Source organism: Parasedimentitalea maritima, from assembly GCF_005771405.1.
Classification (GTDB): Bacteria; Pseudomonadota; Alphaproteobacteria; order Rhodobacterales; family Rhodobacteraceae; genus Parasedimentitalea; species Parasedimentitalea maritima.
Genome location: NZ_VAUA01000003.1, coordinates 409,338 through 429,375, shown reverse-complemented (window position 1 = coordinate 429,375; position 20,038 = coordinate 409,338). Strand labels below are relative to the sequence as shown.

General features: G+C 58.0%; 9 protein-coding genes. 1 reads left to right on the top strand and 8 read right to left on the bottom strand.

The window, feature by feature from the left end; all coding sequences use genetic code 11:
- Positions 1–26 precede the first annotated feature (26 nt).
- On the bottom strand, positions 27–1,391 hold the full coding sequence (locus FEE96_RS08310) for an oligosaccharide flippase family protein (RefSeq protein ID WP_246079347.1): 1,365 nt from the start codon (positions 1,389–1,391) through the stop codon (positions 27–29).
- A 227-nt stretch (positions 1,392–1,618) separates the two neighbouring features.
- Here FEE96_RS08310 and FEE96_RS08305 point away from each other — a divergent pair, with 227 nt between their 5' ends.
- Positions 1,619–2,824: a glycosyltransferase gene (locus tag FEE96_RS08305; protein ID WP_138162551.1), complete on the top strand. Its 1,206-nt coding sequence runs from the start codon at positions 1,619–1,621 to the stop codon at positions 2,822–2,824.
- On the opposite strand, the gene FEE96_RS08300 is transcribed toward FEE96_RS08305, so the two are convergent.
- From FEE96_RS08300 to FEE96_RS08270, 7 genes are read right to left on the bottom strand one after another with little or no spacing between them, the layout of a single operon-like run.
- Positions 2,821–3,657, bottom strand: a complete 837-nt coding sequence (locus FEE96_RS08300; RefSeq protein ID WP_138162550.1) for a glycosyltransferase family 2 protein — start codon at positions 3,655–3,657, stop codon at positions 2,821–2,823. The two genes, FEE96_RS08305 and FEE96_RS08300, sit on opposite strands and share 4 nt — an antisense overlap.
- Positions 3,654–6,167 (bottom strand): hypothetical protein, encoded by a 2,514-nt coding sequence (locus tag FEE96_RS08295; RefSeq protein ID WP_138162549.1) that lies wholly within the window; start codon positions 6,165–6,167, stop codon positions 3,654–3,656. Before FEE96_RS08295 ends, FEE96_RS08300 begins: the two co-directional genes overlap by 4 nt.
- Positions 6,164–7,066: a hypothetical protein gene (locus FEE96_RS08290; RefSeq protein WP_138162548.1), complete on the bottom strand. Its 903-nt coding sequence runs from the start codon at positions 7,064–7,066 to the stop codon at positions 6,164–6,166. The genes FEE96_RS08295 and FEE96_RS08290 overlap by 4 nt, the downstream gene beginning before the upstream one ends.
- A gap of 12 nt (positions 7,067–7,078) precedes the next feature.
- Positions 7,079–7,765, bottom strand: coding sequence for a 4'-phosphopantetheinyl transferase family protein (locus tag FEE96_RS08285; RefSeq protein WP_138162547.1), 687 nt, complete (start codon positions 7,763–7,765; stop codon positions 7,079–7,081).
- Positions 7,762–12,357: a MupA/Atu3671 family FMN-dependent luciferase-like monooxygenase gene (locus FEE96_RS08280; protein ID WP_138162546.1), complete on the bottom strand. Its 4,596-nt coding sequence runs from the start codon at positions 12,355–12,357 to the stop codon at positions 7,762–7,764. The genes FEE96_RS08285 and FEE96_RS08280 overlap by 4 nt, the downstream gene beginning before the upstream one ends.
- Positions 12,354–13,370: a glycosyltransferase family 2 protein gene (locus FEE96_RS08275; RefSeq protein ID WP_138162545.1), complete on the bottom strand. Its 1,017-nt coding sequence runs from the start codon at positions 13,368–13,370 to the stop codon at positions 12,354–12,356. The genes FEE96_RS08280 and FEE96_RS08275 overlap by 4 nt, the downstream gene beginning before the upstream one ends.
- Before the next feature lie 14 nt (positions 13,371–13,384).
- Complete coding sequence (locus FEE96_RS08270) at positions 13,385–19,870, bottom strand: type I polyketide synthase (RefSeq protein WP_138162544.1); 6,486 nt, start codon at positions 19,868–19,870, stop codon at positions 13,385–13,387.
- Between the last annotated feature and the right edge of the window lie 168 nt (positions 19,871–20,038).

The window sequence follows — 20,038 nt, the reverse complement described above, 5'->3', positions numbered from 1 at the left end:
TTGATAACCCAGAGTGGCAGTTACATTTAGCCTAGGGTTTTGATCAGCAGCGCAATCTCTTGATGATGGTACCACACTGCGCCTGTGCCAATGGCACAGGTTAGTCCGGCAAATCCCAGATCATGCGCCATATCCCAGACCTGATGTTTGCGCGCCAGCCAGATCAAAACAGGGTAGGCGGTGAGCATTGAAAGACCCAGTGCGGCAATGCCTCCGGGTAGGCCAAACAAGGCGACGCCAATCAGGAAAAACACTGTCTGCAGTATTGCGCGGCTGGCCGTGAAGATAAAAAAGGCCCGGCTGTTACCTGCTGCCAAGGCTGCTTGGTCGTAGGTCATACCGATGACAGCAGGGGCCAGGGAGAGCGAGATTAGCACCACCATTGGCCCGGCGGCCACATATCGATCATCGTAGAGCAGCTCCACCAATCCCGGTCCGGCCCAGGCCATTAACCACACCAAGGACAAGATCCCGGCAGTTAACCCACTGCGTAGCAAGCGTTGTTTGCGGCGATTTTCGGGGGCGGCCTGCACCGGCTTGTCACGGTAGACCGGGATCATCAGTCGTTGGTTCACAGCGTGCCCCAGCAACATGGGGAAACTGGCGAGAAAGTAGCCGATGTTATAAACCCCAAGCACATCAAGCGAGACAAATTTCCCCAAAATGGCGCGGTCCCCCTGAGACGTGGCAAACCAGAATGCGGTAGACAAAAAGATCCATTTGCCAAAGTGGATCAGTTCTTTGGCTGCGGCTTTTTCCCAACGGAAACGATTGGTTGCACCGGGCAGGCCAAAGTGGGTCAGGGCCAGTTTTGCTGCGGCCTGAATGACCCCGCCAAGCACCAGCGCCAGAACCGATTGGGTTGCCAGTGCCAGCAGGATCATAGACCCGATGCCTATCACCTGACTGGCCAGGTCCAACGCCGTCAATCGCCCAACTAGCAAATGGCGGTGCGCTGTTTCAATGCGGGTGGGATTAAAGCCGGAGATAAACAGGGTGATACCGGCTATGGGCAGATAAACCAGTAACTCGGGAGCCATATAAAACTGTGCCATGGGCCAGGCCACCAAGCCTGTCAGAGCCCAGAGGAGCCCCCCTCGCGTCACCTGTATGCTCCAGGCGGTGTTCAGGAAATCGGGATCATCGCCACGCTTGCTCTGGGCAATGGACGGGCCCACACCCACATCGGAAAACAGCGACAAGCCAACAGTCACGACTGAGACCAAGGCCATCAGGCCAAAGGCTTCGGGGAACAACAGTCTGGTCAGGACCAGATTGGCCGCCAACCGCAGCGCCTGACTGCCGCCATAGCCAATCACCAGCCACGAGGCCGATCGCAGCACCCGCGCCATCAGGCCGTGTCCTTGGAAAAGCGGTGCAAACCGAGTCATGTGGTCTCCTGATGTTGTCACCGGCACGCTATGGGCAGGGGGGAATCGCGTCAATTGCTGTCGGGTGTATCCGGGTTTTCATCGGTGATTTGGGCTTGGACGGGCGACAATCCCACGGTATCCGCAGGATTGGTGGTTAAGGTGACCGCCTATATGCGATAAGCTTTGCAAGCGATGAAACCACCGCTACCCTGCCAAAAACATCATGCCCGGATTGGATGCACGTTTTGAAAATTGCCTATGTTCTCAATACCTACCCCCAGCCCTCGCATAGTTTTATCCGCCGCGAAGTCCAGGCGCTGGAACGTCAGGGTGTGGAGGTCTTGCGGCTGGCAATGCGGGCGTCAGATACACCACTTGTTGACCCCGGCGATCTGGAGGAGGCTGAACGGACGTCTTACGTTCTGCGCACCGGCGCGGCGCGGCTCCTGGCAGGTTTTCTGGCAGAGGTTGCACGCGCGCCGCGTCGCGGTTGGCGGGCTGTGCGGCTGGCCTTGAAATTGGCGCGCGCCTCTGATCGCGGTGTGCTGCGGCATCTGATCTATCTGGCTGAAGCCGCATATGTAAAGCAGCGCTGTGCCGCGGCAGGTGTTCAGCATATGCATGCCCATTTTGGCACCAACGCCACCGCTGTAGCGATGCTGGCCCAAACGCTTGGCGGACCCACCTACAGTTTCACCACCCATGGCCCCGAAGAATTTGATACCCCAAAGGCGCAGTCTTTGGGAGACAAGGTCAACAGTGCGGCGTTTTCTGTCGCCATTAGCAGTTTCGGCCGCAGCCAGCTTAGCCGTTGGGCCGCGTTTAACCGCTGGGACAGCATCAAAGTGGTGCATTGCGGCATAGAACCGGCCAAGTTTTCCGCCCCTACTCCAGTACCAAAGGGGCCGCTGCGGATGGTGTCGATCGGTCGTTTCGTCGAACAAAAGGGCCAGATGATCCTGGTGCAGGCGATGGCTGAACTGGTGCAACATCTCCCCGATGCTCATCTGTCTTTGATTGGAGACGGGGAGATGCGCGCAGATCTTGAAGCGGCGATCCAGAGCAAAGGGTTGCAGGGGAACATCACCTTGACCGGCTGGTTGTCCGAAGCAGATGTCCGAACCCAGCTTTCAGCCGCACAGGCGCTTGTCCTGCCGTCGTTTGCCGAGGGGCTTCCGATGGTGGTGATGGAGGCAATGGCTGCCGCACGTCCAGTCATTACCACCTATATTGCAGGGTCTCCGGAACTGGTGCTGCCGGGAGAGACCGGCTGGCTGGTTCCAGCTGGCGATAGCGCGGCACTGGTCCGAGCGATGTTGCAGCTGGGGGCTACGCCACATGATCAGTTGGTAACGATGGGGCAGGTTGGGCGCGGCAGGGTTCTGCAGCGCCATGACAGTGAGATAGAGGCCGCAAAGCTGGCCGGGCATTTCCGGGAAGCTATCGGTTAACGCCCGCGTGCCCAACGTGACCTAGAAGAATACATAGGCGTTTTTACAAGCAACGAAACCAAGGCATAGGCGCCAAAACCAAGTGGATCACGCCTGGCCATCTTGAGCAATCCTGCGACTCCCACCGGCATTTTCTCATCGTTTTTCAGAAGCTGAGGATATGTTTCTTCAATTTCAGAGACCCCAATGTTCTGACGACGTCTCACCCGAACCAGATTTTCCAAACCTTCGACCATTGGCCAGTGATAGCTGGCTGGCAGAGAAATCCGTTCAGAGGGGGAAAAACTCAATCGGGCAAAGGTGTCATCGGAAATGATATCAGGCCAGTTACCCCACCGCAGACGTCCAGCCCGGTTCATCGCAAACAGGCCAAACCCCGGCACACCTTGGCTGACAAAGGGAAGTTTCTGCCAAAACCGACCATAGGCGCGGGTGAGTGGGGTGCTGGCCGGGGCAACCACCGGGCGTCCGCTGCCATAGAGCGGTCCGTCCCCGGCCAAACCCGTGGCAATTTGCTGGATCAGGGCAGGCTCGACCACAACATCCGCATCCAGATAAATCAGCACGTCGCCCTTAGCCGTGGCATCGCCGGTATTCAGAGCGTTCAATTTTCCGCCTTCGGCAATTTCCAGAACCTGCATGATCCAACCCGCAGCGGGCGATATAGATCGTGCGATCTCGGCGGTGGTATCGGTGCAGCCATTGGCCAGTACCAAAACCTCGCCCGACATCCCATTTGGCAGAGGGTCAGAGGCAAACAATGCGTCTAAGCAGGCAGCGATATAACCGGCCTCATTATGGGCTGGGATCAAGACCGAGACCAATTGGGTCATTTCACCGCCTCCAGAGCATCCCAGCGTGGATTACTGTCATTGAGGTTGCGTAGGGCGCCCCAGCTGCCCCATTTGGCAGGGGTGTAGACATCAACATAGGCTGTGAACATCTGGCCGCCCAAAGCCTGCCAACCCGCAAGCAACTCACCATAAAGCGTGCCGATTTCGGTTGTATAGTTGAAATGGGTGAAAAAGCCGGTCAGCGTATCGTCATCAACCATGGGCCCGATGCCCACGATGTGGCTGCCGCCTTCGTACATGATCAGGTCCAGGCCATGTTTGGCAGCGATATCGGCCTGATAAGGCAGGACCCGGCCCAGCAGGTCAGCCAGAGTATCTGCGGGATCGCCTGAAATCAGCCCATCGCGCAGCTCCGCTTCGGCTTGAACGCTGGCGATGTCGTACTGATGCTTCGAGACAAAATCTCTCTGTGCGGTGCCTGTCAAACCCTGAGCTGTTGCTGCGTCATGGGCGCGTTCTGCACTGTCCGCAATCCAGGCCCGTACCATGCCCGCTCGATCCTTGAGCCCTAAAATGCCGCCGAAGTAACCGGTGACCGCATAGGCATCGAAGTATCTTGCCGGGGGGTGTCGGTCGGCTTTTTCGGCCACCCACAGTGGGGCTTCGAGGATTTGTTGCTCTAGTCCCAGCCACCCAGTCTGGGTGGTGATAACCCGCACCAATTGCTCTGGGGCCTTATCGCCAAAACTGGCGGTCCATATTTGCGCCATTTCGGCGGCGCGGCCACCGTAGAACTGCATCCACAAATCATCACCGCCCCAACGGGTGCGGGCTTGATCATCAGCCCATTTGGCCTGTGGGAACTGCCAGTTCCAGACCTCGTTGGAGTATTCCACATAGACCTGACGATCATCATCCAGCCCGGCGGCTGCGAGCATGGCGAACTGGCGAAAGTAACTGTCATCGCCCGCATGGGGCATGGTGAACCATGGATCGGTCGCCAGCTGATCCGCCAATTCCAACATGATCTCTGCGGGGACCCCCTTGCGGCCCCAGGTGTAATCACTGATCAGCGGACGGTCTTCCCAACCGATCTGCGCAGAGCCATTGGTCTCCATCCAGTCCATAAACCGCAGCGCGGCAAAGCCCTGCAATCTGTCCAGCCAGAGCGGATTGAACAAGGCGCCTGCATCATAGGCGTCCAGATGCTCCTGCTTGACCACGGTTATGTTGCGTACATAGTCGCCGGTGTTCGCGCGGTCCGTGCGCTGAATGCGGATCTCAACGGGGCCGGGGCCGGGGGTATAGTCGAACGAGACCAGACCTTTGCCATAGCGGACGTTCTTGCCGCGCCCGGAGACCTCGACAATGCCATCGCCTTCAAATCGCAACACATAGCGCCCGGCCAGCGAAGTCGCTGTTTCTGGCAGGTCGGTCAGGATGACCGTGCCAATTGAACCCAGTTCCGGAGGAAGTGCAGTAGGCCAGCCGTTTTTGTCCAAATAGTCCGCAGAGACTAGGTCATCGTGCCCGGCACCGCCCCATTGCCCAGCGATATGGCCAATCCAAGGTCGCGCGGTTTTAAAGTGGTCCAGAAACGGGGCCTGCGGGCTCCAATCCGCAATCGCGGCCAGATTGATCGCGATGGGCTGGCGGAGCGCGGTGGGGGCAGCAGTACCCTCGTCAGAGACAGGCACATTGAGCCGCGCTATTTTTGGTTCTTCGGGCAGTGCTTCAGGCTCGGGGGGCAGGGCGGTACGGGTCGGGCTGCCCTGCGCAGCCTCCCAGGCGATGTGTTGCAACCGTTTGGCCAGTTGGGCTGAGGGTGGATCAAATTTTGCCCCCCAACGATCGTTTAGCTCGTGTGGCAAACCTACCGGCGTGTCGCCAGTCAGCACCGCGTATTGCAAAAGAGACAAGTAATAGAAACCGATGTCATTGGGATGGATGTCGTCGGCAAAAACATCACTGATATGCGTCAAACCGGGGACTGTGCCGGCAAGAATGGCATCATCCAACCGGCCCATCGCCTGACCTGCTGGCAATAATACCACGTTGCCGTTGGTGCTGGCGTTGACCGTATCCACCACGTCCTGCCAGCGCGGCAGATCGTGTTCCAGGCGATCACGCCATGGGGTTTTCATGCCGTCGTCAAACTCCACCACCTCACCGCTTCCGCTTTTCAGGCTGTGCCAGGTCTCTTGCACAAAAAACTGTACGTCCGGGTTGGCCGCGCGGGCCAGCTCATAAAAGCGGGTCACCGCCTCGGGGGTGTTGCTCCATTTCAGGTGATTGGCCAGTGGAATGGCTTCGGTCACAATGACGACGTCGGCCGGACGCTGCAAACGCGTGCGGGCATTGATGCCTTCGGCACTGTCGGCGTGCTCCCAGTTGTATTGCAGTGGCGCACCGTTGATAATTTGTGATTGAACCGACACCGCCGCCGGGCTGCGCGCGGTCAGCAATTGATCCAGCATCTGCGGATTGTCCGGGCCAAACAGGCTGTGACCGATCATAACAACCGAGCCAACGACACTGGTCCAGCTCATGGCGTAACTCCGGTTCGCGGCAAAGAGGTGACGACCTGCCAGACGATGTTTTGCACCTGCCGCGCGGCTACTGGGGTTAGGGCGTCTGCGGGGTGTCCATCAGCGCGTAGCAACTGATGGGGCAAGCCAACCGGCGAACGGTGGTACAACACGGCATAATGGGTCAGTGCCACCACATAGGCCCCCAGATCATTGAAGTGGATCATATCCTGCTCGCCCGATGGTGTTTTGGCAAACAATTGCCCTCGTTTGGTCAAGCCGTCAATGTTACCGGCTTCAGCCGCTCGGGCCACCGCCGCCATCACCTGACCGCCGGGGATCAGGTAGAGAGGATGTTTGGGGTTGCGACGGCTGTCCGACCCGGCCAGTTTTCCCAGCCACAGGCGATCCAGATCTGTATCAATCCGGTGTAACCAGCCATCCGGGTCATCCAGCGGATGCCAGGTTTCATACAGATAGAGGCGTGCTTCGGCATTGGCGTCACGTGCCAGGTTTGCCCAGCGGCGCAGGTATTTAACTGCGCCAAAATAGCGGATGGCATCGCGCAGCTCGACCATCTCGGTCAGGATCACGGCGTCATAGGTTCCGGCCCCGATGGCTTCGCGTGCATCGCGATAGGTGGGCGGGGTGTTGACCTGATCAAAGTCAAGGATTGGCTCAGCCGGTTCCCAATGTTGCTTCAGCGACGTTCCCGACCCCAGTTGGCTGTTCCAGCGATGCCCTTCACCGGCTAATTGCGCCAGCATTGACGGCATGTCTGCCCCCACCAGCGAGTGCCCCAGATGATAAACATTCAGCGGAGCATTGGGTGGCGAAAGTTGTGGAACGGCCAAAGTTGATGCCGCGGCACCAGAGGTTGGTAGCAGCGCCAGCAGAGCCAGAAACCCACGTCGTGTCATCCTGGCTTCCTTTTAGTTACGCAGTTCGGCTGCGGTCACGATCACCCCAGCGCCAACGGCAAATTGCCCGTCAAAGGTAGCACCACGGGCAAAGGGAGGCTGTTCAGCGGTCAGGCGGGCCTGAAACCGACCCTGCGCCAGATCTAGCTCTAACTCCATCCCATCAAACCCAAAGAACCGTTGGCTCAAGGTATATTGACACTTATAGGCGGCTTCTTTGGCCGAGAAAATCACTTTAGCCAACTGGCCCGGGTTACTCTGCGATTTGAGCCATGCTTGTTCCCGTTCCGAGCAGATCGCGGGCAGTAAGTCATTTTTCAGCGGTGTGTCTTCTTCGACGTCGATGCCAAGACCACGTAAATTATCAGACCGTGCCAGCACCGCCATCGCGCAGCTGCGGGTATGGGTGATTGATCCGGTCAGCCCTTTGGGCCAAATGGGAGCGCGCTTGTCGCCGACCAGCACCGGCTGGGCGGGATACCCCAAATCACCCATTGCCGCATGGGCCGCGGCGCGGCCCGCCGCAAATTCGCGTTGGCGTTTTTCAACAGCATTGGGCGACAGGCAGGCCAGTTCAGCCGAAAATGGGCGTGGCGGATTGGCCAGTGGATTGTACACCGCCAATGCCACATCCTCTTCAAACAGCACCCGCGCCAGAGCATGCCGCTGAGTATCCTGCGCCGTCAATTCTGTGATCATCCGGTCCTTGCTTTGCGGTTGGCCCGCATGGCGCGGCGTTTTGACATTTTGTCCGACTTCTCCGCCTCTGCTGCGGCTTCTGCTTCGGCGTCGGGTTTTTCTTCGACCGACGCCGTGCCACCGGACAGTTTATCCAGATGCGCGGCAAGACCGGACAGTGTTGGAAAGCGGAATATATCGGTGATTGAGAGTTTGGCCACCCCGGTTTCTGCCCGAATATCGCGGTGTGCCTGGACGGCCAACAGTGAATGGCCTCCCAGAGCAAAGAAACTATCCTGGGCCCGGATGTTCCCAACGCCCAAAATTCGTCCCCAGATTGCAGCAATCTGCGCCTGAGCACCGGCAGCTGGTGGTGGGGCATCAATCGCAACGGCTTCACGCGTTGGCTTGGGGTCGGGCAGGGCTTTGCGGTCGATCTTTTTGTTGGGTGTCAGCGGGAACTGATCCAGTGTCACAATATGCGCTGGCACCATTACCTCGGCCAACCGCAATGCCAGACTGCCACATAATGCCAGATCATCGACCGGCTCTGTGGTTGTGATATAGCCGACCAGCGTCTCGTTTCCGTTGACCGTGCGCGCCACAACAACGGCGGCAGTGATCCCGTCGAATTCAGCAATTGCGGCTTCGATTTCACCCAATTCAATGCGCTGTCCGCGGATTTTGACCTGAGTGTCGGTGCGCCCCAAATAGCCGAGCTGCCCGTCACTGCGCCAACGCACCAGATCACCGGTGCGATACATGCGCCCGTTGCCATCGTTAAAGGGATCGTCAACAAACATTTCAGAGGTTAAATCCGCACGCTGCCAATACCCTGCTGCAACACCGGCACCACCGATGAACAATTCACCAACTGCGCCAATAGGAACGGGGCATCGTTTGTCATCCAGCACATATGTACTGGTATTGGCGATTGGTGTGCCAATTGGTGCAATGCCCGACGGGATCTCTTCAAGTGTCTGCACGGTGGACCAAATTGTGGTTTCTGTTGGCCCGTACATGTTGTGGATTTGCGCCTGAGTGGTTTGGCGGAGGTCCTCTACCAGATCACCGGGCAGCGCCTCGCCCCCAATCATCAACTGCTGTAGCTGACCCAGCGCCAAGCGCGCCTCGCCGTTCATGCAAATCATCCGCGCCATCGACGGGGTGCATTGCATGTGGCTGACATCATGACGTATGACCTGTGCAGCCAGCGAGAAATCATCCGCGGCCAGTTCGGTGGGCGCATTGGACAGGCGCAGGGTTTCTGCCAGCGGTTTCAGCCCCTCCATCACCACATCCGGCGCAATGCCATAGTCGATCAGGCAGGCAATCTCATCCACGCCGATGCGCTTTAGCTGTTCGACCCGTGCGACCGCATCCTGAACGGTGCCAAACAGGCCTGAGTCCTCAAAATAACGCTCAAAGGCAAATTCAAGGATCGCCTCAAGTTCTTCGGCGCTGAGCCCGTCCAACTTCATATCAAAGGCGTTTTCCACGCCCTTGGGCCGCTTGAACGCCGGGAAAGCCCAGGCGTATTGTTTAATCAATCCTGCAGCTGAACGCAGGTAGTCTTTCATGGGTTCGCGGGCGATCTCGCGCGCCTGTTCGCGGGTGTCGTCCAGATAGGTGTGCAGCATCAGAGTGACGGTGAAGTCATCTGGGTTGTGACCCGCCTTGCGCAGGGCATCGTGGTAGATGCGGATCTTGCCGCCCACCTCGTCGATGCTCTGACCCAGCAGGTGGGTCAACACATTGGCGCCAATTTCACCAGCTTCGCGCCAAGTGTCCGGGTTGCCGGCCGTTGTGACCCAGATCGGCAGTTCCTTGGACACAGGGCGCGGCTGGGTGATTACCGCGTGTTTGCCACCGTCTTTGCGGGGGAACTCTACTTCTTCACCCCGCCACAGTTTGCGCAGCACTTCGATGGTTTCATACATCGCAGGTTTGTTGGCAGGCGGCGTGTTTTCCGGCCGCAGGATAAAATCATCCGGCTGCCAGCCTGATGCAATGCCCAAACCGGCGCGGCCATTGGTCAGGTTGTCGATCACTGACCATTCTTCGGCCGCGCGGGCAGGGTGGTGGAGGGGCGCGACACAAGACCCGGCCCGTACGCTGATGTTGCTGGTGACTGCCGCCACGGCTGCTCCGGTGACGGATGGGTTGGGGTAGGGACCACCAAAGGCGTGGAAATGGCGTTCAGGTGTCCAGACGGCGTTAAAGCCGTTTGCATCAGCAAAGCGCGCGCCATCCAGCAAAAGCTGGTATTTACGCGGTCCCGGACCGTCGTCATTGCCCCAGTAGAACAGGTTGAAATCCATCTTGCGGTTGGACATCGCAATTGGACCGTTGGACAGGTTCAACCGGCTTTCATCGCTGGACAAAACCAGTTTGAACCCGCGTGACAGGGTCCAGAACAGCTCTAGTACAGAAATATCGAAGGATAGGCTGGTCAGGGCCAGCCAGGTGTCGCCGACCTGAAACGGGATACGATCATCCATACCTGCAAAGAAATTCGCAACATTGGCATGGCGCAACATCACGCCCTTTGGGGTGCCAGTCGAGCCAGAGGTATAGATCAGATAGGCCAGATCCTCGGCTGTTGCGCCACCGTCGACGTTGGGCTGGATAACATCTGTCGGGGTCATTGCATCCAGAACCAAAACCTGCGCGTCGGAACTGGGCAGGCTGTCTTGCAGTGCGGTTTGGGTCACAACAACCTGTGCCTGACTGTCCTGCAGATAATGCGCAATGCGATCAGCGGGATAGGCTGGGTCCAGCGGGACATAGGCTCCGCCTGCCTTCATTACAGCAAGTGCGGCAATCACCAGATCGGGAGACCGTGAGACGTAGAGACCAACATGACTGCCGGGTTTGACACCCATCGCCTGTAGCTTGGTTGCCACCCGATTGGCCTGCGCGTTCAGGGCTGCATAACTGAGGGTCTGGTCCTCATACACCAGTGCTGTGGCATTTGGGCTGCGGGCTGCCTGTGCCTCAAATGCGGCGTGGATGGTCTGATCTGTCGGATAGTCGCGCGCCGTGGCGTTCCAATCCGTCAGCAGCTTACGGCGTTCATCTTCGGGCAGGACAGACAACATGGACAACGGCTGCTCGCCGTGGGTTGAAATCGCGTTCAGCGCCTCGTGCAGGCGAGCGGCGAGCAGAGCTGCCTCAGCTGATCCCAGATGCGCACGGTCAAAGTGCAAATTGGCTGTGCCATTGGTGACCGCCAGCGTTGCAGCGCAACCCTGGATGGGCGCGTCCAAATCCAGCATCAGGCCAAGGCCGGGCATGCCCTGTGCTGACAGGTCCGGATCTCGGGCTGCCAAGTCAGCAGCAAAACCACCAAATTTGATGATCTTTTTCTGCTCATTTTCCAGCCTGTTCAACAGATCTGGCAATGGTTCGTCCCGGCGTGCCTGGATCGGCACCCAGTCTGAAATCATGTCCGGGACAGCAGCATCGCCGAGTTTGGCGCTGGACAGAGCCAGATCGGCCTGATCATCGCCAGTGCTAAGCAGAGCCCATCCCAAGACAGCGGCTTGGATTTGTTCAGGTGTTCGTTCTTGCGGCAGGGCAATTTCTATGGTTTCAAAACCACTTTCACCAGTTTTCCGGGCCAATGGCACAGTCACCGGCTGCATCCTCTTGAGCCGGTTTCGCCAATGGGTTTCGCCAGCCTGCGTCGCCGCCATTTGCGTTGTCAGGGCATCTGCGTGCTCTTGGCTCAATGAGGTCAGAATATCACCCGGCTGACACAGAGTGTTCAGGTCAACAACCGCACCGTTGGGCCGGGTCAGTTTTCCCAGCGTGATAGCGCCATCACCGGTGGCGATGGTCAGCTGGTCTGCGTGGTGATCCAGTACTGTACCTGCCGGGCCGCTGCCCTCAGAAACAGTTGCCGAGCCAACCAGAACGATCCGACCGTTGACGTCGACCTTGGCTGCGCAAAGGGGGTTCCAATAGCCGCCATAGTCCAAGGCGCGCACCAGTTGTGACAGCTCGTTGGCTGGGCGGGTAAAGTCCAACCGGCCGCCAGCCGCAGGGCGGTCGGCACGGGAAAAATAGCTGCGCTGGCTCAGATCCTGTGGCGTTCGGGTTATTGCACCGGACTCCAATTGCGCCATTACCTCGCCAAAGCTGTCGATTGCAGCGGCATAACATTTGGAATTCAAGCTAAACGCAGTTTCGTCTTCGGATAGCGGGAACAGGCGTTGGGCAACAATGTCGCCTTCGTCAACGCCACCTTCGATCATGTGCCATGTGATGCCATGCTCGGCTTCACCGTTGATCAACGCCCAGTTTGGCGTGTTCAACCCGGCATAACGCGGCAAAGGGCCATCGTGGAAATTGATCGCGCCCTTGCTGGCCATGTTCAACACAGCATCGGGGATCAGCGTCAGGTTGGCGATGGAGAACAGCCAGTCGAAATTGCCGCTTAAATCTGCGGCTTTGGCGTATTGGGTTAATCCCTTGTCCGTTGCCCAGGCGCAGATATCCGGATCGGTAGAAACCACGGCGTGTACGTCGTGCCCACCGCGTAACAACGCATCTGCGCAACCGATAAGCAGCGATTCATTGCCAATGACAACACAGGAAAAATGGCTCATTTCAATTCCTCCGGGGGAACGGCGGTCAGTTTTGGATCAGGGCGGCTTGCGCGCCCCGGTTTAATTAATGCGCGCAAAGAATAGCTGATGAGGTCACGTAAAAAATGAGGAGGATCAGTTCTGGGTTTGTTTTGTACAAGTCGACGCAACTGCCAAATTAGACCTCCCGCCACCAATGCCAGTGTCGCGGTTGCCGCGTAGAGGCGTCCGTGATTTTTAGCAAAATAATGCTGTCGCGAGTCAAACCAGTAAGACGGGGCGCGTGCCCATTCCTTCATCCCGGTGGAGGCTGACCCAACATGCCGCACTTTGCTGGAGGGCAGGTAGTGCGTTCGCCACCCTGCGGCTGCTGCACGGCGGAATAGGTCGGTTTCCTCATAATACAGGAAGAACGTTTCATCAAAGCCGCCAATGTCCTCGATCAACTGTCGCCGGATCATCAGACTGGCGCCTGCAGTCCAGTCAACTTGGATCTCGTCAGTGGGGATTTCCAACGCCACAATCGATTTGCGCAATAGGCGAGAGATCACGCCGGTGCGAGCGGCACCTTCGAATTCACCTGCAATTGAGGGAAACCGGAACGCGGTTGCATGGGGGGTGTCGTCCACTCCGCAGACATAAGACCCGACCATGCCCGCCTTGGTGTTGGTTTGCAGGAAATCGCGTAACAGGCGGATCGCGTCCGGTTCGACAAAGGCGTCTGAGTTCAACAGGTAATAGAAATCGGGCGCGGTTCCATCGGACAGGCCAGCCTTGATGCCAAAATTCATGCCCGCGCCAAACCCGCCATTGCGCGGCGATTGCAGCAGGCGGAATTGGCCGCTGTCGACCCAGCCACGCGCCTTGGCCTCTTTATGGATCACATCGTAAGACCCATCCCCTGATCCATTGTCGATAACCAGCACCTCGCCCGGCAGGTCCGCCATTTCGCGCAGGGCTGCCTCGGCTGCGCGCACTGTCATCTCAGCTGTGCGGTAGTTCAGGATGATGGTCAGGATCGACGGATTGGTCATGGTGACTTTCGGGGTTATTCAGCAGCGGTTGCGTTTGTTGGTTCTGGTTGCCAGTCGGCAGAGGGCATCGTTGAAGGTGCGGCTTCAGCTTCTGCCTTGATGATCAGGGTCTGCAAATGTTCAGCAAGAACAGACACATTGGGCACCAGCACCATGCTGTCATGGTCACCGGGAACCTCGATCACTTGGGTCTTAGGGGCCCAAGCCGTCCAATCGTTGTCGTCAAAGACATATTCACGCGCCGCACTGACCCAATTCCCATTTGAAACCTGCCAGTGGCGGTCCAATGGTGGACGGAACAGGGCCAGAGGTCCCTGCCACGGTTGCAGGTCATAGGTGTCGAGAGACTCGCGGAATGCCGCTTCGATCTTATGGTTGTTAAATTCCGCAGCCGAGTGGGTGTCTTCGGGTTTTGCGCGGCGTTTCTCAAACTCCCACCGCACCCTGTTCGTGGCCCATTCAGCCAGATAGGACGGCCCTTTACGACGTATTTCATGGCTTTTGATCATTGCCTTGTCGCGCCGGTTCAGACTGGGACGTATAGGAAGTGGCGTGTCTAGTAGGGCCAGAAGGGCAACCTCTTCTCCGCTCAACTGTAGTTGCTGTCCCACTTCATAGGCCGTGATGCCGCCGCCAGAGTAGCCACCCAGAAGATAGGGGCCATCTGGCTGAACCTGACGGATTTCATCCAGATAATCGTGCGCGGCGTCTTTCATACGGGTGTGTGGGGTCTCATCTCCGATCAAGCCGCGGGCCTGCAAGCCATAGACCGGTCGGTCCCGGCCCACCATCTGGGCCAGATGGCGCAGGTTCAGCACGTTGCCGAACATGCCGGCAACCAAGAAGAACGGCCTGCGCCCGGTGCCGTCGCCCGGATGCAGGGTGACGAGGTGCTTGAACTGAGCTGGCTGTTCGGCGGTATCAGCGGAGGTCTGTGCGGTGTCGTCAGCAGTGATGCCGCCACCGGTGCGCTGAATGACCAGATCCGCCAGTTTTGCGACACTTGGGGCTTCAAACAGCACCGAGATTGGGAATTCTACGTCGAACTGCCGTTTGATCTGGGCAAACAGACGCACCGCAATCAGCGAGTGCCCGCCAAGGTCGAAGAAACTGTCCTCGATCCCGACCTGCGACACCCCTAGCAGGGTCGAGAAGCTGCGCTCCAGCGCTTCCTCAACTGGATTGCGTGGGGCAATATAGTCGGTATCCAGATCTGGCCGTTCAAAGCTCTGTGCCTCTCCGTCCGCTTGGGTGGCGGACTGTCCGGCTTGCTGAATCAAAGCGGGCAGATCCAAGGAAGAAACCAGTACCTGCGAAAGACCCGTTGCCAATGCACGGTTCAGGGCCTCCGCGCCATCACTGGCTTGAATGCCATTGGCGATGTTCAGTTGCAGTCTTTGCTCGTCGGGTGAGAGTGGCTGCGCGTTGCTGGTAGCTGCCAAGCCCAGTTTGGCGGCGCTGGTGTCAGCTTCTTCACCGGCTGAAAAGTCCAGTGCGCCATCCAGGCGTTTCATCTGGAAGCCTTCGATTTCAACCAGCACTTTGCCACGGGCATCACTGAGCGTGACATCAAACAGTGCAAAACCGTCGGACTGGTTGGGCGCCAAACGCATATGGCTGCGAATTTCGGTGCTCAGCGGTGCAAATACCCGGATGGCCCGGTAAGAAACCGGTACCCATAGGGTTTTACCGCCGTAGCTGGGGACCAGATCAATAGCCCATCCGGTGGCAAGGTCCAGCAGACCGGGGTGCAGCAGAGTGCCGTCATTTTGTGCAATGTCTGGAATGCGCAGATGGGCCAGGCCTTCTCTGTCACCCAGTGCTGTTTGTTCGAGGACATGCCAGCGTGGGCCAAATTTCAGATGCTGTTCCTGCGGCGAACGCAGCCTCTCTTTACCGCCCGGTGTCACCTGCGGGCAGCGGGTTGCAATTGCGGTCAGGTCCAGCGTGGCAGGTTGCGCGGCCTCGGGGGTTAGCACCACTGTGGCCTGCGCGTTCAGGGCATAGCCTTGCTGGGCCTCGGCGTGGACGGCGAAACCATAGCCATCCTGATTGGCCTCAAGCCGCACCAAAACTTCACGCGGAGTGTGGTCCATGACCCGGAGGGCGCGCAGAAAATACAAGTCGCGGATTTCATAGGGTTCATTTACGCCCTGCGCAGCAAGTGCTTCGGCAGCCAGTTCGATGTAACCGGTGCCGGGAACCAATGCTGTCCCGTCAAGGGTGCGGTGATCATCCAAAAGCCAATCATCACGGCCTGTGAATTTTGAGGCAAAAATGCGATTGCCAAAGGCATCAAAACCCTGATTTTGCAGGAGTGGCTGGTCACAAGGGGTCCGTTCTGAGGGACCATCGCCGCCCATACGCTGGGCCATGGCTTCGGCAGCCATGCCGGTGTCGCTCCAGACGCCCCAATCCACCGCAACAACACGGGTTTTGCCACCCTTGCGATGTTTGGCCCATGCATTCAGGTATTCATTGGCTGCAACATAGTCGATCTGTCCGGCAGGCCGGGTGGCGGCTGATGATGACGAAAACAACACCATCAGATCCAGGGTGCCATCGGGGAACAGCCCATCTAATACGCGTAATCCGCTGATTTTGGGGGCAAATACCTCGGCGATTTGTTGTTCGGTCTTGGCCAGAATAGGCCCGTCGTTGATCTGACCTGCCCCGTGAATGACCCCGCTCAATTTGCCAAACTGGGCTTCGGCTGCCTCCACCGCGGCGCGCATCTGACCGCTGTTGCAGACGTCCGCTGCCAATGGCAGGATCTGCCCGCTACCAATGTCTTCAAGCGCCAAAAGAGCGCGAATTCGGATCGCGGTGCGATTGGCAGGGCTGTGGCTGTGCAGGTAGTGATCCCATGACTCGCGTGGAGGCAGCCCATCGCGTGAGATCAGCGTTACCTTTGCGTTCTGACTGCGCATTAAATCGGCGGCAATTGTCAGGCCAATACCGCCATATCCGCCGGTGATCAGGTAGTGGCCACCCTGTTTGAATACTTCTGTGTCCATGGTGGGCAAGGGCGCAGGGCGCCAATTTTGCTCAAACCGTTTGTCACCGCGCCAAAGGGCGGTCAGGTTGGCAGGCTCACTCAGCAATTCTTCTAGCAGGCGAGAGGTGATGTCTGTGGGTTCAGCAGTGCTGAGCAGATTGCGCCAGCCTTTGTGGTGGACAGGCAATTCAATATCTACAGTGGCGCAGGTCAGGCCGGGCAATTCACGCGGGATGACCCCGGCCGGTCCGGCAATTAACGCTTTTTCCGGGTAGGGGAGCGGCTCGTCCCGCAGCTGTGCTGCCCCGGTGGTGAATATGCTTAGGTGCAGCGGTGCAGGCAGGTCCATATTGCCTAACTCTTGCGCCAGTGCGGTCAATGAGTAGAATCCAACTTCCAAAGTGTGATCAAAGAACGACGATCCGGGACGGAAGGTTTCGGCTGCCGTGACCAGCCAGAAATGACCAATCCGGGTTGGCAAAAGATCGGTGATTTCAAGGTCTGCCAGCAAGGCCTGATACCCCAGACGACCCTGTTCGGGGGGGAGCACATAAGAGGTGTCAGTCAGCTTTGCATAGCTGTCCCCGGGGCGGACCCGCACCACCTGATGTCCAGCTGCGGTTAATCTGTCGGCTGCTGCAGCTGCCACGCCGGTTTCATCTTCAAAGAACAGCCAGGTTTGCGGCGCGCTGGCCAATTCGCTGTCTACATCCAGATCACAATCCGCCAAACGGGGGCGCCAAGCAGGGCGATATCCCCAATCTACCATGTCGTCGTGGCGAGCGGGCAGGGGCTGTTCTTCGGATGTAATCTGCTTTCCCGGCTCAATGAAGTAGCGAGTGCGCTGATAGGCATAGGTCGGCAGTGGCAGGCGGTTTCGCTTGGCCTCGCCCCAGATCTGATCCCAGTCGGCGCTGACACCACAGGCCCAGAGACGGCCAATGATACCAAAGAAATAAGAATCGTCAGCGATGTCCTGATCCGGATGACGCAGACTGCTGAGCACCTGTGTGGGCTGAACATCCGGTGCCATTTGTGCCAGAGAGCTGAGCGCCTTGCCGGGGCCGACTTCGAGGAATACGCGGTTGGGCGTTGCGGCAAGGGTATTGATGCAATCGGCAAAATGCACGGTATTGCGTAGCTGCCCGGCCCAGTATTCAGGGTCGGTGGCCTGTGCGTCAGTCAGGGCTATGCCAGTGCGGTTCGACATCAGTGGAATCTGCGGCGCATTGAGCGTCAGTGCGTTCAGAAAACTGCGATATTGTTCCAGAATTCCGTCCAGCATTCGGCTGTGGGCAGCGATATCAATCTGGATCCGTTGGTGATCCACATCGCGGGCCTTCAGGTCATCTGACAGGTCATCGAGAGCGGCTTGTGGACCTGAGACAGCGGTCAGGTTCGGGGCGTTGACTGATGCAATGTCCAGATCCGGACTGATCAGGGCTTTAACCTGATCCAGTGGCAGCGAGATGCTCAGCATTCCACCTGCTGGGACAGTATCGAACAATTGACCACGCAGCAGAACCAGATCGATGCAATCTTCAAAACGGATCACACCCGCCAGACAGGCCGCTGTGTTTTCGCCCATCGAGTGGCCAACCATGGCGGTGGGCTTTACGCCCCAGCTGATCCACAATTGGGCCAGCGCATATTCCACGATCATGATCAGAGGCAATTGCACAGAAGGTTTCTGCAGGCGCTTGTTTGCGGCATCGTCTTCGCCAGCTTCCGGTAGCCAAAGTGCCCGGATATCATAGTCGAGCTGTTTCTGTAGGTGATCTAGCCCACGGTCCATCCAGTCAGCAAACTCGGGCTCGGTTTCATAGAGGTCCCGCGCCATGCCAGCGTATTGTGCGCCACCGCCGGGGAACATGAACACGGTTTCGGGGGCGTCGCCCAAGTGATCATGGCTAAATACCCGGCGCGGGTCACCGTCGTCTAGTAATTGGGCTGCTTCAGCACTGGTTTCCGCTACCAGAACCCGGCGTTTGGAAAAGCCGCGCCGACCTTCCTTGAGCGTCCAGGCGACATCAGCCAGATCCAGATCCGGATTATCCCGCAGATGTGCGGCCAGCGCTGAACTGTTGGCGTCCAATGCGGCCTTGGATTGGCCGGACAGGCACAGAATGTGGAACGGGAAATCGCTCTCTTCAGAAGCGGCCCGCTTGGGGGCCTCTTCCAGCACCATATGTGCATTGGTGCCGCCAACCCCCAAGGCGTTTACCGCCGCACGGCGGGGGCCTTTGTGTGAGGTCCAGTTGTGCAGCCTATCGTTGACGCGAAACGGGCTGTCGTCAAAGTCTATTGCGGGGTTTGGTGCTTCATACCCCAATGAGGCCGGGATTTGCTGGTGATGCAGGGCCAATGTGGTTTTCACCAGTCCAGCCACACCCGCTGCGGTGTCCAGATGGCCGATGTTGGTTTTCACCGATCCTATGCGGCAATATCCGGTCTCATCAGTGCTGTCGCGGTAGGCTTCGGTCAGGGCGGAAACCTCAATCGGGTCGCCCAGATAGGTGCCGGTGCCGTGGCACTCGACATAATCCACGGTGTCAGCGGAAACATCAGCGGCCTGCAACGCCATACGTACTGCCGCGGATTGCCCATCAACTGAAGGCGCCAGATAGCCAGCCTTGGCAGCGCCATCATTGTTGACGGCCGACCCCTTGATCACGGCCCAGATATGATCGCCATCGGCTATCGCATCTTCCAAACGACGCAACGCCACCACGCCAGCGCCAGATCCAAACACTGTGCCCTGAGCCCGGTGATCAAACGCATGGCAATGGCCGTCCGGCGACAGGATCTCGTTTTCCTTGAACAAATAGCCACGTCCCTGTGGCAGTTCGATGGTTGATCCACCGGCCAGGGCCATGTCACATTCGCCTTCGCGCAGCGCCTTGCAGGCGTAATGCACTGCCACCAAAGAGGTGGAGCAGGCGGTCTGCATGCTGATCGAAGGGCCTTTCAGATCAAACACATGGCTGACGCGGGTGGCCATAAAATCCTTGTCGTTGCCGGTATGGCGCAGCAGGAACATGCCCACATCGTCAACCAGATGCGGGTTAGAGCAGATGTTGAAATAGAAATAGCTGCCCATTCCGCAGCCTGCATAAACACCAATTTTCCCTTCTAAACTTTCAGGAGGGTGGCCGGCATCTTCCATAGCGGACCAGGCAACTTCAAGAAACTTGCGATGCTGCGGGTCCAGAATGGCCGCCTCTTTGGGGCTGAAACCAAAGAAGTCGGCATCAAATTTATCATAGTCCTGCAGCAGGGCTGCAGAGGGAACGTAATTAGGATCTGACAGGGTTTGAGGGCTAACCCCGGCCTCTAGCAGGGCTTGTTCCTCCAGGCGGGATATTGATTCAACACCATTCTTTAGGTTTGTCCAAAACTCAGCCGCTGACTGGGCACCGGGCACACAGACGGATTGGCCAACAATGGCAATATCTCCGGTTGCCGGGGCACCAGAGGAAATGGGAGTATTATGTGTCTTCATAGTCAGACCAAGTGACCCTTTTCAAAGGTACCCGCGCGCCTGCCATAATCATAAGCCTCACCAATGACCTGGCCAGCCCAAAGGGCAAATTAAGTAACAATGCCGGTCCCCCCAGTCTGAAGTCTTCAGTCTGCTGATTGCGGTGCCCACTTCCACCGCATACCCCCA

What these genes read in the sequence shown, in the direction of transcription:
- FEE96_RS08310 (WP_246079347.1), bottom strand. Translation starts at nt 1,391, where the DNA reads ATGACTCGGTTTGCACCGCTTTTCCAAGGACACGGCCTGATGGCGCGG.
- FEE96_RS08290 (WP_138162548.1), bottom strand. Translation starts at nt 7,066, where the DNA reads ATGACACGACGTGGGTTTCTGGCTCTGCTGGCGCTGCTACCAACCTCT.
- FEE96_RS08280 (WP_138162546.1), bottom strand. Translation starts at nt 12,357, where the DNA reads ATGAGCCATTTTTCCTGTGTTGTCATTGGCAATGAATCGCTGCTTATC.
- FEE96_RS08275 (WP_138162545.1), bottom strand. Translation starts at nt 13,370, where the DNA reads ATGACCAATCCGTCGATCCTGACCATCATCCTGAACTACCGCACAGCT.
- FEE96_RS08270 (WP_138162544.1), bottom strand. Translation starts at nt 19,870, where the DNA reads ATGAAGACACATAATACTCCCATTTCCTCTGGTGCCCCGGCAACCGGA.
- FEE96_RS08285 (WP_138162547.1), bottom strand. Translation starts at nt 7,765, where the DNA reads ATGATCACAGAATTGACGGCGCAGGATACTCAGCGGCATGCTCTGGCG.
- FEE96_RS08295 (WP_138162549.1), bottom strand. Translation starts at nt 6,167, where the DNA reads ATGAGCTGGACCAGTGTCGTTGGCTCGGTTGTTATGATCGGTCACAGC.
- FEE96_RS08300 (WP_138162550.1), bottom strand. Translation starts at nt 3,657, where the DNA reads ATGACCCAATTGGTCTCGGTCTTGATCCCAGCCCATAATGAGGCCGGT.